This is a genomic window from Ignavibacteriales bacterium, assembly GCA_026390595.1.
Classification (GTDB): domain Bacteria; phylum Bacteroidota; class Ignavibacteria; order UBA10030; family UBA10030; genus UBA9647.
In genome coordinates this window covers 292,720-306,335 of record JAPLFQ010000025.1, presented here as the reverse complement: position 1 = coordinate 306,335, position 13,616 = coordinate 292,720, and the positions used below count along the sequence as shown (strand labels likewise).

The 13,616-nt window shown below is 53.6% G+C and carries 13 protein-coding genes and 2 tRNA genes; 2 read left to right on the top strand and 13 right to left on the bottom strand.

The window, feature by feature from the left end; genetic code table 11:
* Positions 1 to 56: 56 nt before the first annotated feature.
* From NTU47_15120 to NTU47_15075, 10 genes are all read right to left on the bottom strand, one after another.
* A complete protein-coding gene (locus NTU47_15120; protein MCX6135140.1) occupies positions 57 to 593 on the bottom strand; it encodes an NUDIX hydrolase in 537 nt (178 codons plus the stop codon).
* A 28-nt stretch (positions 594 to 621) separates the two neighbouring features.
* On the bottom strand, positions 622 to 1,041 hold the full coding sequence (gene ndk / locus NTU47_15115; GenBank protein MCX6135139.1) for a nucleoside-diphosphate kinase: 420 nt from the start codon (positions 1,039 to 1,041) through the stop codon (positions 622 to 624).
* 194 nt (positions 1,042 to 1,235) lie between these two features.
* The gene (locus tag NTU47_15110; GenBank protein ID MCX6135138.1) at positions 1,236 to 2,843 is read right to left on the bottom strand and encodes an ATP-binding protein; all 1,608 of its coding nucleotides are present in this window, start codon (positions 2,841 to 2,843) and stop codon (positions 1,236 to 1,238) included.
* 199 nt (positions 2,844 to 3,042) lie between these two features.
* Complete coding sequence (gene sucD, locus NTU47_15105) at positions 3,043 to 4,065, bottom strand: succinate--CoA ligase subunit alpha (GenBank protein ID MCX6135137.1); 1,023 nt, start codon at positions 4,063 to 4,065, stop codon at positions 3,043 to 3,045.
* Positions 4,066 to 4,189: 124 nt separating this feature from the next.
* A complete protein-coding gene (gene gatA, locus NTU47_15100) occupies positions 4,190 to 5,605 on the bottom strand; it encodes an Asp-tRNA(Asn)/Glu-tRNA(Gln) amidotransferase subunit GatA (GenBank protein ID MCX6135136.1) in 1,416 nt (471 codons plus the stop codon).
* 300 nt (positions 5,606 to 5,905) lie between these two features.
* The gene (gene tatA, locus NTU47_15095) at positions 5,906 to 6,109 is read right to left on the bottom strand and encodes a twin-arginine translocase TatA/TatE family subunit (GenBank protein ID MCX6135135.1); all 204 of its coding nucleotides are present in this window, start codon (positions 6,107 to 6,109) and stop codon (positions 5,906 to 5,908) included.
* A 17-nt stretch (positions 6,110 to 6,126) separates the two neighbouring features.
* Positions 6,127 to 6,840, bottom strand: coding sequence for a phosphoribosylformylglycinamidine synthase subunit PurQ (purQ, locus tag NTU47_15090; protein ID MCX6135134.1), 714 nt, complete (start codon positions 6,838 to 6,840; stop codon positions 6,127 to 6,129).
* A 96-nt stretch (positions 6,841 to 6,936) separates the two neighbouring features.
* Entirely contained in the window at positions 6,937 to 7,188 is a 252-nt protein-coding gene (purS, locus tag NTU47_15085) for a phosphoribosylformylglycinamidine synthase subunit PurS (GenBank protein MCX6135133.1), read from the bottom strand.
* Positions 7,189 to 7,614: 426 nt separating this feature from the next.
* On the bottom strand, positions 7,615 to 8,379 hold the full coding sequence (gene pssA / locus NTU47_15080; GenBank protein ID MCX6135132.1) for a CDP-diacylglycerol--serine O-phosphatidyltransferase: 765 nt from the start codon (positions 8,377 to 8,379) through the stop codon (positions 7,615 to 7,617).
* A gap of 21 nt (positions 8,380 to 8,400) precedes the next feature.
* On the bottom strand, positions 8,401 to 9,051 hold the full coding sequence (locus NTU47_15075; GenBank protein MCX6135131.1) for a phosphatidylserine decarboxylase family protein: 651 nt from the start codon (positions 9,049 to 9,051) through the stop codon (positions 8,401 to 8,403).
* A gap of 732 nt (positions 9,052 to 9,783) precedes the next feature.
* Between NTU47_15075 and NTU47_15070 the strand changes: the two genes are divergently transcribed.
* Positions 9,784 to 9,856, top strand: a tRNA-Gln gene (locus NTU47_15070).
* A gap of 35 nt (positions 9,857 to 9,891) precedes the next feature.
* Here the strand turns inward: NTU47_15070 and NTU47_15065 are convergent.
* The gene (locus tag NTU47_15065) at positions 9,892 to 11,070 is read right to left on the bottom strand and encodes an IS4 family transposase (protein ID MCX6135130.1); all 1,179 of its coding nucleotides are present in this window, start codon (positions 11,068 to 11,070) and stop codon (positions 9,892 to 9,894) included.
* Positions 11,071 to 11,446: 376 nt separating this feature from the next.
* Here NTU47_15065 and NTU47_15060 point away from each other — a divergent pair.
* Positions 11,447 to 11,518, top strand: a tRNA-Glu gene (locus NTU47_15060).
* Between the two features lie 339 nt (positions 11,519 to 11,857).
* On the opposite strand, the gene NTU47_15055 is transcribed toward NTU47_15060, so the two are convergent.
* Positions 11,858 to 12,277 carry a T9SS type A sorting domain-containing protein gene (locus NTU47_15055; GenBank protein MCX6135129.1) on the bottom strand — a complete coding sequence of 140 codons (420 nt, stop codon included), beginning with the start codon at positions 12,275 to 12,277 and terminating at the stop codon, positions 11,858 to 11,860.
* Between the two features lie 57 nt (positions 12,278 to 12,334).
* Positions 12,335 to 13,455, bottom strand: a protein-coding gene (locus NTU47_15050; protein MCX6135128.1) for an IS3 family transposase whose coding sequence is annotated in 2 segments (ribosomal slippage) — positions 12,335 to 13,191 and positions 13,191 to 13,455 — 1,122 coding nt in all. Because the reading frame shifts where the segments join, the coding sequence is not laid out codon by codon here.
* Positions 13,456 to 13,616: the final 161 nt, after the last annotated feature.

The following is a 13,616-nucleotide window of genomic DNA, read 5'->3' as shown; positions in this document are numbered from 1 at the left end:
GGTTAAGGTGGTGAGGGGGGACAGTACCCCGGTCAGCGACAGGGGCGACTGATACTCTACACTATCTTTGCGCGTCCGATGAACCAGGCTGCGATGGTCATGCCATCCCAGATTTCTCCGGACCGGATGCGCTCATCGATTTCCGCCGGTGTCATCGGCAGGTGTTCAAATTCTTCAGTCACTTCCGGTTTCGTGCCGACATGGGTCAGGCCCCGCGCGACATAGACGCGACACATCTCGTTCGTGATTCCGTTGAACGGGTTGAACTGGCCGGCGTTGATCAACTCCGCCGCCTTATACCCCGCTTCCTCTTCCAACTCCGCTGCGGCAGTCGAAACATAATCGCTCCCGGCTTTGACACCACCGCAGGGGAACTCAAGACTCTCCTCGTCGCACAAGTAGCGGTACTGCCTCAGCATCACGATCTTTCCGTCGTCCTGTACCGGAATAATCATGCTCGAGCCGTTCGTGTGGACGTAGAAATACTCTCCCACCTCGCCGTTCGGCAGCCGGAACGTGTCCTGCCTGTACACCCACCAGGGATTCTTGAAAAGCTCTTTCTGGGTCAGTTTTCTCCACTTGGAGAGGGGCATGCGTCAACCGTGAAGGGTGAGGAGAACGTCAGACAAGCTCACGCTCGGAGAAAAAGAATGCTACTTCGATCTTCCCGTTTTCGGCCGAGTCAGACCCATGGACGATGTTCTCGCCCTTGTTGTCGGCGAACAATTTCCTGATCGTACCTTCGGCAGCATCCTTCGGATCTGTGGCTCCGATCAGCATGCGGAAATCGGCGACAGCGTTTTCTTTTTCGAGTGCGATGGGCATGCAAGCACCGCTGGACATGAATTCCACCAATCCGTCGTAGAAGGGGCGGCCTTTGTGCACGGCGTAAAAAGCCCCCGCGGTCTCTTTCGTCAGGCGGAGCTGTTTCATGCCGAGGACCTTGAATCCGGCTTTCTGAATGCGGGCAATAACTTCGCCCTGAAGGTTCTTCCTAACACAGTCTGGTTTGAGAATTGCAAGTGATCGTTCAACGGACATAAACAGAGCATCCTTTCGGGAAACAGGTTTTCAGTCTGGAGTTTTGAGTTTCGAGTTTGGAGTTTTCCGCCGAAGGCGGATCCGCCTCTGGCGGACAAGTTCTGGGTTCAAACTTAGGTGTTTCACTATTCACTGTTTACTGTTTACTGCTTTCTCACCTTTTCCGCCTCTCCGAAATGAATTTCGGACTACATTCACGTCTTATGCTGGTTCCACCATCTCTCCATCACATCATCCGCATTCGTCTGGGCTCCCTTTTGCTTCCACTTGTCGAAGAAGTAGATATCGGAACTTGCCGGAGGCGGATTTGGAGCGTCGATTTGTATCCGGAGCGGCATCGGGGCGGAATCGCCCACGACAATCGCCTCTCCCTGGCGAAGCGTCGATATGACCGCCTCCAGGCCGCTGAACGTCTCTGGCACAAGCCGCCGGATGTACGCCTGATCGATGGGATTCAGGAGCCGCAGAACGACAAAGTTGTTGCATTGCGACAAGATCGTCTCGGAGATCTCGGAAGGCCTCTGACTGACGATCATCACGCTGACGCCGTATTTACGCCCTTCTTTCGCAATCCTCTCCACCGTGAGGCGTGCCGCCGTCGAGCCCTTCGAATTAAGGGAGAGGTAGTTATGCGCTTCCTCGAGCACGAGGAGTATCGGGAGATCGCGGCGATTGGGATTCCAGAAATTGAAGTCGAAGGCGATCCGGGCGACGAGCGCAACAATGGTGTTCACGACATCGAACGGTATGCCGCTCATGTCCATGATGGTGATCTTCGACTTGCCGTCGAGTCCGAAGATCATCGTCAGCAGACCCTTGGCCGATTCAGAATCAAGGCAGACGCGCGGTTTGAACATGAACGCGTAGCGGGGATCGTTGAGCATGCTGTTCACCCGCATGAGGAAGCGCGTGAACTTGCCGTTGTGGGGACCCTCCTTCGAGCCGCCCGTACCCGACGAGATCCTTTCGGTATCCAGGAACTGGAATTTCGCTCTCACTTCGTTCATGTCAAAGAACACCGGCGAATCAACCGTGATCATGCCCGAGAGGCGCGGGTTCTTCGCCTTCTTGCCGGCATAGATCTGATCCTGAAGCGTCGAAATAATCGATGTCGCGTTCTCATCTCGCGGATCGACAAACAGCTCGACCATTTCTTCAAAATTCATCAGCCAGTACGGCAACTCGAGCGCGGCGATATCGAAATGCTGGCATCCCTCAGGGAACGCGCTTTTGTACTCGTTGTGGATGTCGAGAATCACTATGTTCGTATCGGGGAGCGTCACGACCTTCTGCAGCAGCGACGAGACCGTGCACGACTTGCCTGCGCCACTGGATCCCAGAACGGCGAGATGCTTGCCGAAGAATTTGTTCGGATCGAGATACGCCCGCTCGCTTTCGAACAGCGAGAGCTGCCCGACCGAGAAATTGAACTTCTGGTAGGTCGAGAACGCCGCCTTCAGGTCCTTGTCTTCAAGCAGGTAGACGATCATGTCGACCGTCGGGAGAACAGAGACGCCGCTTTCAAACTTCCCCTTTTTGAGCGACCCGATGAGCGTCACATTCATGAGATAGCGCTGCGTCACCTTGTCGTTCTCGTACACATCCCCCTTCTTGAACTCCGCCACAATCCCGAGCACCAGCATCTGACCCATCGGAATCAGAACGTAGGTTCCGATCTGACCGATATAATAGGTTTTCTGTCCGATTTTCTTGCTCAGCGTCGTGATTTCGGGATCCACCACCACCGTGACAGAGGAGCTCGTCACTTCCCTGACGATACCGACGCGTTTTTCATCCCACATAGTGTTTGCCTCTGCTGTTCATGACGGGCGAAAGAAAAAATGTGCCGTTAACCCTCAGACACATTTTCCAGGAACCCACTCAAAGCTATCACGCAACAACGCTAATGAAGAGAAGGATACTGATGCTCTTGGCGGCCTGGCGTGAGACTCTCCGAGCTTGCGAACGTGTTCTTGAGATCGATTCCGATCTACTCCATTGCTATTTCTTCCCCTTCTTGCGGGGAGCCGGTTTCTTTTTCACCGGAGGTTTCACGCGTTTCTTCACGCCGACCTTTTTGCGCGCCGATTTTGGTTTTGCCTTTGGAACAGACTTCTTCCCTTTCAGCCCCTTGAGAACCCGCTCCATCGTTTCCCCGATGAGCGCGGGACTTTCGACGACATGGATGCCCGCTTTCCGGAAGGCCTCGAATTTCTCAGCCGCCGTCCCCTTTCCTCCCGAGATAATCGCTCCGGCATGCCCCATTCTCCGTCCCGGCGGCGCTGTCTGACCGGCGATGAAACCCACGACCGGTTTCTTCACGTGCTTCTTGATATACTCGGCTGCTTCCTCTTCCGCCGTTCCGCCGATCTCGCCGATGAGGATCATTGCTTCCGTACCGGGGTCTTCATTGAAGAGCTTCACGGCGTCGATAAACCGCGTGCCGATGACCGGATCGCCGCCGATACCGATGCAGGTCGATTGCCCGATGCCGCGATGCGTGAGCTGGCCGACTGCTTCATAGGTCAATGTTCCACTTCTCGAGACCAGTCCGACGCGTCCGGCTTTGTGGATGAATCCGGGCATGATGCCAACCTTGGCCTGACCCGGCGTGATGATTCCGGGACAGTTGGGGCCGATCATCCTGACGCCGAGAGACTTCAGATGATCGTAGACCTTCACCATATCATTCGCAGGAATTCCCTCTGTGATGGCGACGACGAGCTTCACGCCGGCATCGGCCGCTTCCATGATGGCGTCAGCCGCTCCGCCGGCAGGGACGAAGATCACCGACGTGTTTGCCTTCTCTTTCTCAACGGCTTCGGCGACCGTGTTGTAGACCGGAATCGGAGTCGTGAACCGATCCTTTTCATTTCCATGATACGTCGTTCCCCCTTTTCCCGGGGTGACGCCCGCTACAACGTTCGTTCCGTATTCGATCATCTGCTTGGTATGAAAGGTACCTTCGCCACCGGTGATTCCCTGGACGACCAGGCGGGTGTTCTTATCAACGAGTATGCTCATATGTCAGTAGAATATGTTTGAAATGAGAGGATCTGTTGGTGGTTCTCGTAGATCATTCTATGGTTTTCAACGCAGAGACGCAGAGTTCGAATGCCCTGAGCAAGCCCAATGAACTCGACCAAAGTTAAGAAGCGCTTTCCAGAAAATCAGCAACTTTCAGGATAGTGGACTCATCAAATTGGCGCCCGAGGATCTGGAGGCCAATCGGGAGACCCTGCCTGTCTGTCCCGCACGGGATGCTGATTCCCGGAATTCCGGCGAGATTCGCCGATGTGGTGTAGACATCCGACAGGTACATCTTCAAAGGATCATCCGCCTTCTCGCCCGCCTTGAACGCAGTTGTCGGCGACGTGGGAGTGATGAGGCAGTCGAAATTCCGGAAAGCGTCAAAGAAGTCCTTTTGTATCAGCCGACGTACTTTCTGCCCCTTGCGGTAATAGGCGTCGTAGTATCCAGAGGAGAGAACGTACGTGCCGAGCATGATTCGCCGCTTTACCTCCGTCCCGAATCCCGCACTGCGCGACTTGACGTACATCTCTGCCAGGTCCTTTGCCTTTTCGGCCCGGAACCCGTAACGCGCTCCGTCATACCGGGCAAGATTGGACGATGCTTCCGCCGTCGCAAGAATATAGTACGCGGCGATGGTGTACTCGGTGTGCGGCAGGCTGACCTCGCCGACCGTTGCGCCGGATTTCTTAAGGACCTCGATGCTCTTCTCGACAGCTGCGCGGACCTCGGGGTCGAGCCCTTCACCAAAGTACTCTTTCGGAATCCCGACACGCAGTCCTTGCACGTCGCGCGTCAGCGCAGCGAGATAGTCCGGGACAGGCTTGCGCGAGCAGGTCGAATCGCGTTCATCATGCCCGGCGATGACCTGTAGAATTCTGGCGGCGTCCCTCGTGGTCAGAGCGAACGGTCCGATTGAATCGAACGAGGACGCGAACGCGACCAGCCCGTACCGGGATACTCTGCCGTAGGTCGGTTTCAACCCTACCACACCGGTGAACGACGCAGGCTGACGAATGGAACCGCCTGTGTCGGAACCGAGCGACGTGGTGCACTGGCCCGCCCGCACAGCCACGGCTGAACCGCCGCTCGACCCTCCGGGCACACGCGCGTTGTCCTGCGGCAGCCGGACGCGCCCGTACGCGGAGTTTTCCGTCGACGAGCCCATGGCGAACTCATCCATGTTTGTCTTGCCAATCAGGATTGCATCGGCCGCTTTGAGGCGGGAGACTGCTGTTGCATCATAGAGAGAAACGAAATTCTCGAGTATCTTCGATCCGCATGTCACGCGCTCCCCTTCAACGCAGAGCACATCCTTGACAGCGACGACCATGCCGGCCAGAGGCCCGGCGGTCCCGCCCGAGAGCTTCCGGTCGACGGCTCGCGCGCTTTCCAGGGCCTGCTTCGGAAAGACGGAAAGGAACGCATTGAGCTCCTTCCCCGCGTCGATCGCGGCGATGTAGTCCTGCGTCAGCCGCTCGCAGCTGGTACGTCCTGCGCGCAACTCAGACTGTATTGAGTCGAACGATTTCATCGTGGTGGTATACTTCGGCTCTTGCCGCAGCTTGCCGGCAATCGGTTAGGAACTGTCCACTGCTTCCGTGGTCTCTCTTGTAAACACGTTCAGGAACGAACCACCAAGGACGCAGAGAGCCCCCAAGAAAATATCAGGCGGCCTTTGCGGTTTATCTTTGTCTCAACAATCAGAATTCCAACAACCTGCCAATGCTCCGAGCTGCCAGACGTGGAGTGTTGCGAAGGAATTGGTCACCGCACGATCGCCCCTACCCAAGGACCGGGCATCGCCGCGAGGTCTGTTGCAGGAGGACAACAACTACTTCTTGGGCTCTTCGTCGGTCTTCTTGGTATCGATCTGTTTGACGTCTTTTTCGATATCATCCTGGATTTCGCGTGCCGCCTTGCGAAACTCCCGCATACCGGTTCCCAGTCCTTTTGCAAGCTCCGGTATCTTCTTGGCACCGAAGAAAATCAGAATGACAAACAATATGAGAATTATTTCAGGCGCTCCGAGACTCATACTCCTACACACTCCCTTCAAACAAGTTGTGATTGTTGAACGAAACTTTCTATGATCGAATCGAATATCTTTCTGCCATCGGTATGGTGAAGGGCAGGATCCGATGCCCGCTCAGGATGCGGCATCATACCCATGACATTTCCCTGTTCGTTGATGATCCCGGCGATGTTGGAGATCGAGCCATTGGGATTGGACCCACCCGTTACGATGCCGGATTGGTCACAGTACCGGAAGACGACTTGGTTTCCATCCTCCAGACGTTTCAGCGTGTCTTCGTCAGTAAAGTAATTCCCGTCGCCGTGGGCAATGGGGATTGCGAGAATCTCCCCCTTCTTGCAGCGAGAAGTGAACATCGTCCCGGTGTTTTCAACCCGCACGTTGACATACTTGCAGACGAACTTGAGCGAGTCGTTACGCAGGAGTACGCCCGGAAGCAGTCCCGCCTCAACGAGAACCTGAAAGCCGTTACAGATGCCGAAAACGGCCCCCCCATTATTCGCGAACCGCACGACTTCTTTCATGATGGGTGAAAACCGCGCCAAGGCCCCGCAACGGAGATAGTCGCCGTACGAGAATCCCCCCGGAAGTATCACAATATCGACGTCGCCGAGGGACGTTTCCTTGTGCCAGATCAGCCGGGCTTCCTGGCCGAGGATCGTTTCCGCGACGTAGTGGGAATCGTGATCGCAGTTCGATCCGGGAAATACGACAATGCCGAATTTGAGAGCCATAAAAGGACTAACGAGTTAGTGCCGGGTTGGCTAATTGGTGAGTGGTTAGTTAACCACTTTGCAACTAACAACTCAACCATATGACCAATTAACCAATTAACTTTTCTCTTCCACCGTGAAGCTAAAGTCTTCCATCACGGGATTTGCGAGCAGTTTTTCGCTTACTTCCCTCGTGATCTTCTCAGCTTCTTCCTTGTTCTGAGCATCCACATTCAATTCCACGAATTTGCCGATGCGGACGTTCCGGACACGATCGTAGCCAAGCGAATGGGCGCCGTGCTCAACGGCTTTCCCCTGAGGGTCGAGTATCGACTGCCTCAATGTCACCAAGATTTTTGAATGATACAAGTCGTTTCTCCGTCGTTAATTAAGACCCATGTCAAGAATTCTCACGCCCGCCTGCCTCATGGAATTCTCAGAGGCGGGCAGGCAAAGCCGCCCCGACAATCCTTCGACTCGCTGCGCTCGCTCAGGACGTCGGGGTAAACGAAGGACGCAAAGAAAGAAATACTGAGAAGCGTTTTGGACTTACTAGAAGCTATCTCAAAAACCCTCAAAGTCATTGCGAGCGATGCCCCGCAGGGGCGAGCGAAGCAATCTCACCAAGGTATGCCGAGACAAAAGAGAGATTGTCCGCCTCTCTGGATCCCGCACATAGGCGGATCGAAAGAGCGGGACTTCGGCAAAGAGCGCCTCGCAATGACGTCGTTGGCGTTTTTGAGATGAGTTCTAGAGATTGTCTATAGAAAGACGAGGTTCTTCTTGATGCTGCTTTTAGATGTCGATGCTTGAGATCTCGCTCTCTTCTTCCGGTTCCTTTTCCACGTGTGAGGCAATGGATCGGGCCCATTCGTAGATGCCCCGCAATATTCCGAATCCGATGAACGCCGCCATCACCGGGAAGAGAAGATTCCCCTTCGATACGAGGACTATGAGACCGGCGATGGAGAACGCGACCACACGCCACGGGTGAGCGCGGAATCCACGGCGGTTAAACTTCGGCAGCGTGTCATATCGCACTTTGCTGACCATCAGGAGCGAAATGATGAGCACCAGCGCGACAAGTCCGTCGTGTGTCCACCCGTTGAGCCCGCCAAGTTCGGTATTGTACTGAAGGAGGTACGCACAGATGGTGATCGCCGCAGCGGGAATCGGGAGCCCTTTGAAGTGGTCTTTTTCAAACCCGACGAGCTGCACATTGAAGCGCGCGAGCCGGATGGCACCGAATACGAGCGGCAGTGAACTGATGATGACTCCAACGCTCCCGAGCGTACCGAGGTACGCCTGGTAGACGAGGAATGAAGGGGCGGCGCCAAACGATACCACATCGGCCAGAGAATCGAGCTCCACACCAAACTGGCTCGAGGAGCGGGTGATGCGGGCCATGATGCCGTCAAACGTATCAAATCCCCCCGCCAGAACGATAAACCACGCGGCCATCTCGATCCTTCCCTGACTCGCGTTCAGGATCGACAAGAATCCGCAGAAGGCATTCAGGACCGTGAACAGGCTTGGGACAACTGCTCTTGTGATTTTCATAATTCTTTGTCTCCGCAGGAACTATTGAAATTCTGCAAGCACGGTTTCCCCCGCGACTGTCAAGTCGCCCACTTTGGCGTTTACAGCTGCCCGCACGGGGACAAACACATCCACTCTTGATCCAAATTTGATCATTCCGAAACGGTCCCCGGCTTTCACCTGTTCGCCCATCTTCAGCGTGCACACGATGCGCCGGGCTACGAAACCGGCGATCTGTTTAAAGAGGACGCGGCCCTTCGGATTCTCAATGCCGATAAGCATTTGCTCGTTTTTCTCCGACGCTTTCTCTTCGAACGCGGCGAAGTATTCCCCCTTCACATAACGGAGGTGTCCCACAGTCCCGGAAATGGGATTACGGTTGACGTGAACGTTGAGGGGGGACATGAAGATGCTGATGACTGTGGCCTTTGCGCGCAGATACTCCTTTTCATCCACCTCCCGCACCGCGATGATCTTGCCGTCCGCCGGGGCTATGATCAGGTTTTCGCCCGGAGGAGTCGAACGGTTGGGGTCCCGAAAGAAATTCACCGTCAGCATCAGCAAGACCAGGGCCGAGCCGGAGATGACATATTTCGGCACCTTTGGCTCAAGGAAGACCAGCGTAAGGGCAACTACCATGAGGCAGATGATAACCACTGTAAAGAAGACATCGTAGCCGTACTTCGTGATCATAGTGAGGCTGTCAATTCTTTTGTAGATGTGCGAAACGTCCGCCCGGGCCGTTGTGCGGCGCGGCCTTCTGGCGATCGAAGGAGCTCACAACCTGCCTGTCCCGGGTGTGCACCGAAATGGCCGCAGGGGCGCCTGAATTGATAATAGCGGCCGAACTGGTTAGGTTGTGGAGTGCGTCGAGCGGGAGAGATCTCGAGGTGGTGATCGGTGCGGCAATAAGTATCAATGCAGAGGGAATCAAGGCCTGGAGCCAACCTGTAGTGTCCGTTTTCCCTTTTAGTAATCTCGCCCTGGTTCGTTGAAGAGAAATCTCAATAACGCTGTTTCAAAGGCGACAAACAGGATTTTAGACGTACATGCTTTTTGAAATCGGAGAAAGTATACCAAAAAATGGCCCGAAAGTCAAGGTTACCGGGACCGGGGAGTACGGAGAGTGGAGATCGTACGCATTGATTCGAAGTCGCGTGCCCTTACGGCTGTGAAGAGCAGATGAAATTGATTGGAAAATAATTTCTTTTTCTGTACTTTATTACCCGGTTATTATTGCCCCGTGGTGACCTTCGACTGCGCTCAGCACATCCGCGGGAGATGATGCCCGTGGTGTCCTTCGACTGCGCTCAGGACATCCGCGGAAGATGATGCCCGTGGTGTCCTTCGACTTCCCCCTTACGCCCTTCGGGCTTCAGCGGGCAAGCGCTCAGGACTATCAACGGAGCTTATGAAATTCAAGATTGCCCCGTGGTGTAATTGGCAACACGTCTGACTCTGGATCAGAAGAGTCTAGGTTCGAGCCCTAGCGGGGCAGCAAAACATTGCGGATTGCGGATCACTGCTGTCCGGTTAAAAGTTGAATAGATTCAACTGCTTAACGGGAGAGACAGAGTCAATTGGGAATGGGGTCGTTGTAAGTATTTGATTTATCGGTTCTTTCTCAAAAAGGGTGACGCTCAGAATCTGTAGAATTGTGTAAAGTGGCGCATGGATGTCGAGTTCTTTCTTGATGATGGCCACAAGGACGAAAACCGAAAGCGCAATCCAGATTTGGGTGTTGACGGCATTCGATGTTGTGCCATAGAAGACCTTGATGCGAAGATGCTGCTTGATCCACTTGAAGAACAGTTCGATCTTCCAGCGCGAGCGATAGAGTTCTGCAATCAAAGCTGCATCGAGCAGGAAATTGTTCGTAAGGAACACGAACGTACGTTTCTTCTCCATGTCAAAGAACTTGATGCGCCGCAGAGCATCCGGGTATCCTTCGAGTGAACGCTTGATCACCAGGTGAATGGTTTGATCAACGTTGATGCCCCGTGATTTGTCGACCGCATGGGAAACGGTACGTGTAAAGCGCAATCCCTTTTTGGCGCGTATAACGAAGAAGGCTCTGGAAGAATCGATAATCTTCAAGCGCCTGAAGTCTGTATATCCTCTGTCGAGCACGTAGAAGGCACCAGGTTCAAATACGAGTTCGTCAAGAATGTGCACTTCATATAGATTGGCGACAGAAATCCTAGCAAATACAGGCAGATTGCGCTGTACGTCCAAGAGTGTGTGCAGCTTGACTCCTGCGCATGTTCTCAGATGGTTTTGTGCTCGCGCCCATGGGAACAGCGCTAAACACAGTTCGATCGTTGTTGCATCAAGAGCATAGACTGCGCTTTCGATCTCACTGAGCAAGCGATCGTCACGGTACAACACACGGGCTCGGTCGATAAGCACGAGAGCCAGATCCTGATAGATCTTCCATGAGCGTCGTTCATTTGCATAGGCAAGTGTTGACCGTGATATCGTGGATCGTATGCCACTATGATAGAGTGTTGGTCCAAGGGAACGTAGGCATGTCTCAATGTCACGCAAGCTCTCTCGATAGGTCAGTTGCGCAAACGCCATGGAGAGATATTGCTCCCAACAGGAGAAGTGGCGAACACGATGCTCACCACGATAGCGCTTGACGATGCGACGGAATTCATGACGCGGCACGAAGTCCATCAGTTGTGAAAAGACGGTTCTCCCAGCATGCATGCCAATGTCCTTCAGGAATGGATAGTGAGGTAACAAAAGCTCTTCCCAAAGGTACTTCGGAGTTCAAATCGATAACACTGGAAAATCCGTTTAACGCTCACTTGTCAAAGAACTTATAGCAAAACAAAAACTACTTAACCGGACACTACTGATTGCGGATTGTGAATTTCGGATTGGGTGCTTCACGGCAATTCGAGATTGGCAATTGACAATTCGCAATTTCATCTTTACCTGCTTGCGGCATTATTGCGGATTCCAGATTGCCGCGCTTTCTTCAATTCGCAATTCTATCTTCACCCGTGCATCTGGATTGCACCGCGGATTCTTAGTTGCCTCCAATTCGCAATTGGCAATTAACGATTCGCAATTGTCTTCCGGCCCTATCGTCTAAAGGCTAGGACGTGGCCCTCTCAAGGCCGAAATACGGGTTCGAAACCCGTTAGGGCTACACCAATTTGCCAAGCGAATCTTCGTGGTTCCGAAGTAATGTCATCGTACTTTTGATGATTTTGCTGATCCGACACCGCGCCTCGTCCGTGCATCTCCTTGCATCACTTCCATCAAAGTTCGATGTTCCCTCTTCGGTAGTTCGCTGGTTTCGATCGCAGCTTGATCGCGAAACCATCCCCCTAGGTCATGAGACACGGACTGACACAAATCTGAGATCAAACACAATCCTGCTCACCGGCAAGAATACATCGCTGCGCAACCGCTGCAAAAGAACGCCCGCCGTTCAAAATCTCGAACGGCGGGCGTGAGGAGCCACTTCCTCCTTGTAGGCCTAGAGTTACCTGGCGAGCAGTAACTTAGCGGCTGCTGTTTTCCCTGCCATCTGTAGCCTCGCGACATACATTCCACTGGACAACGAAGAGCCATTGAAAATGGCGACGTGAGTACCCACAGTCGTGAATTCGTTCACCAGTGTTGCGACTTCGCGACCAAGTAAGTCAAAGATCTTGAGGGTAACAAGCCCTGCTTCAGGCACCGAAAAGCTGACAACCGTAGAAGGATTGAATGGATTCGGATAGTTCTCCAAGAACAAGCTAGTCTTGATGGTGTTTTCAGTTCGGGCTGATTTTTGTTGATTCGTAGACGCACCTCCAGCCCACTCGCCTAAAGTAGCTAGTGCCAAAGCGCTTAGCGGATCCTTTGGATAACTCGCAATAAGCGAGCGGAAATATTCTGTTGCCTTGACCTTGTCTCCCAAGTCGTACTGACCTGCCCCCAGATGATGTGCCAGTTGTATGTTTAGGATTGTAATGCTTCAGGCACTGGCAAGCCTGAGCTGGTAAAACGATTCTGGTGCTGGTGGTCTGTAGTTCAGAGAGCTATGAGGCCTGTAGTTGTTGTAGTGTCTTCTCCATCGTTCTGTAACAACTCTCGCTTCGGTCAATGTATCAAAGATCTCTCCGTTGAGCAACTCATCTCTGAACCTGCCGTTGAATGATTCGATGTAACCGTTTTGCCAGGGACTGCCTGGTTCGATAAACAAAGTCTTCACACCAAGCAGTTGAAGCCATTCCCGAACCAGCTCCGCAACGAACTCCGGGCCGTTATCCGATCGGATATGCTCCGGCACTCCCCTCGTAACGAACAACTCCTTCAGCGTTTCGATGACATCACTGGCCGTGATCTTTCGGTCAATGCGGATCACCAGACACTCACGGGTGTATTCATCGATAATGTTCAGCATCCGCATCTTCCGTCCTTCGCTTGTCCTGTCGGCAACAAAGTCGTAACTCCAGACATGATCCCGATGTGTTGCACGAAGCCTGATACAAGAGCCGTCGCCCAGCCACAATCGTCGGCGTTTGGGTTGCCGTTGCGGCACTTTCAGCCCTTCCCGGCGCCATATGCACTCCACACGCTTGTGGTTCACATGCCAGCCTTCCTCGCGCAACAGAGTCGTGATACGACGATATCCATACCGACCGTAATCTACAGCGAGATCCGTGATCCGTTCGGTCAGTTGCTGGTTCATCTTCGACACGATTGGATCCAGGCGTTGCGTCGAACGCGGCTGCTCAAGAACTTTGCACACACGCCGTTCAGAACAACCCAGCGCATCCTGCACTTCTCTGGCTGCCCGGCGCTTCTTGTCCGGGCTCAGAAGTTTCCCCGGGCGGCTTCCTTCAGGATGGAGATATCGATCGTCTGTTCCGCTACTACCTTCCGGAGTCTCTGGTTCTCTTGTTCAAGCTCTTTGAGACGCCTGGCTTGGTCAACCCTCAACCCCCCGTACTCTTTCCGCCACTTGTAGTATGTCATCTCACTGATTGCTACCTGACGAACGGCTTCTGCGACTGACTTGCCTTGGCTCTGAAGGACCTCAACTTCATGGAGCTTCGCAATGATCTGTTCTGCCGTGTGTTTCTTCCGTGCCATATTCAACCCCTTTCTTCTCCGATCCAATATATCAAATTGGATCAGCTTTTGGGGGGCATGTCAGAAGCTGTCGTTGGGAGTAACCTGCGCGTCGGCACTCGAAGCGCTCAAGAATAAGATCAGAAGAATCAACATTCGCGATCTGCTCATATCAATGTTCT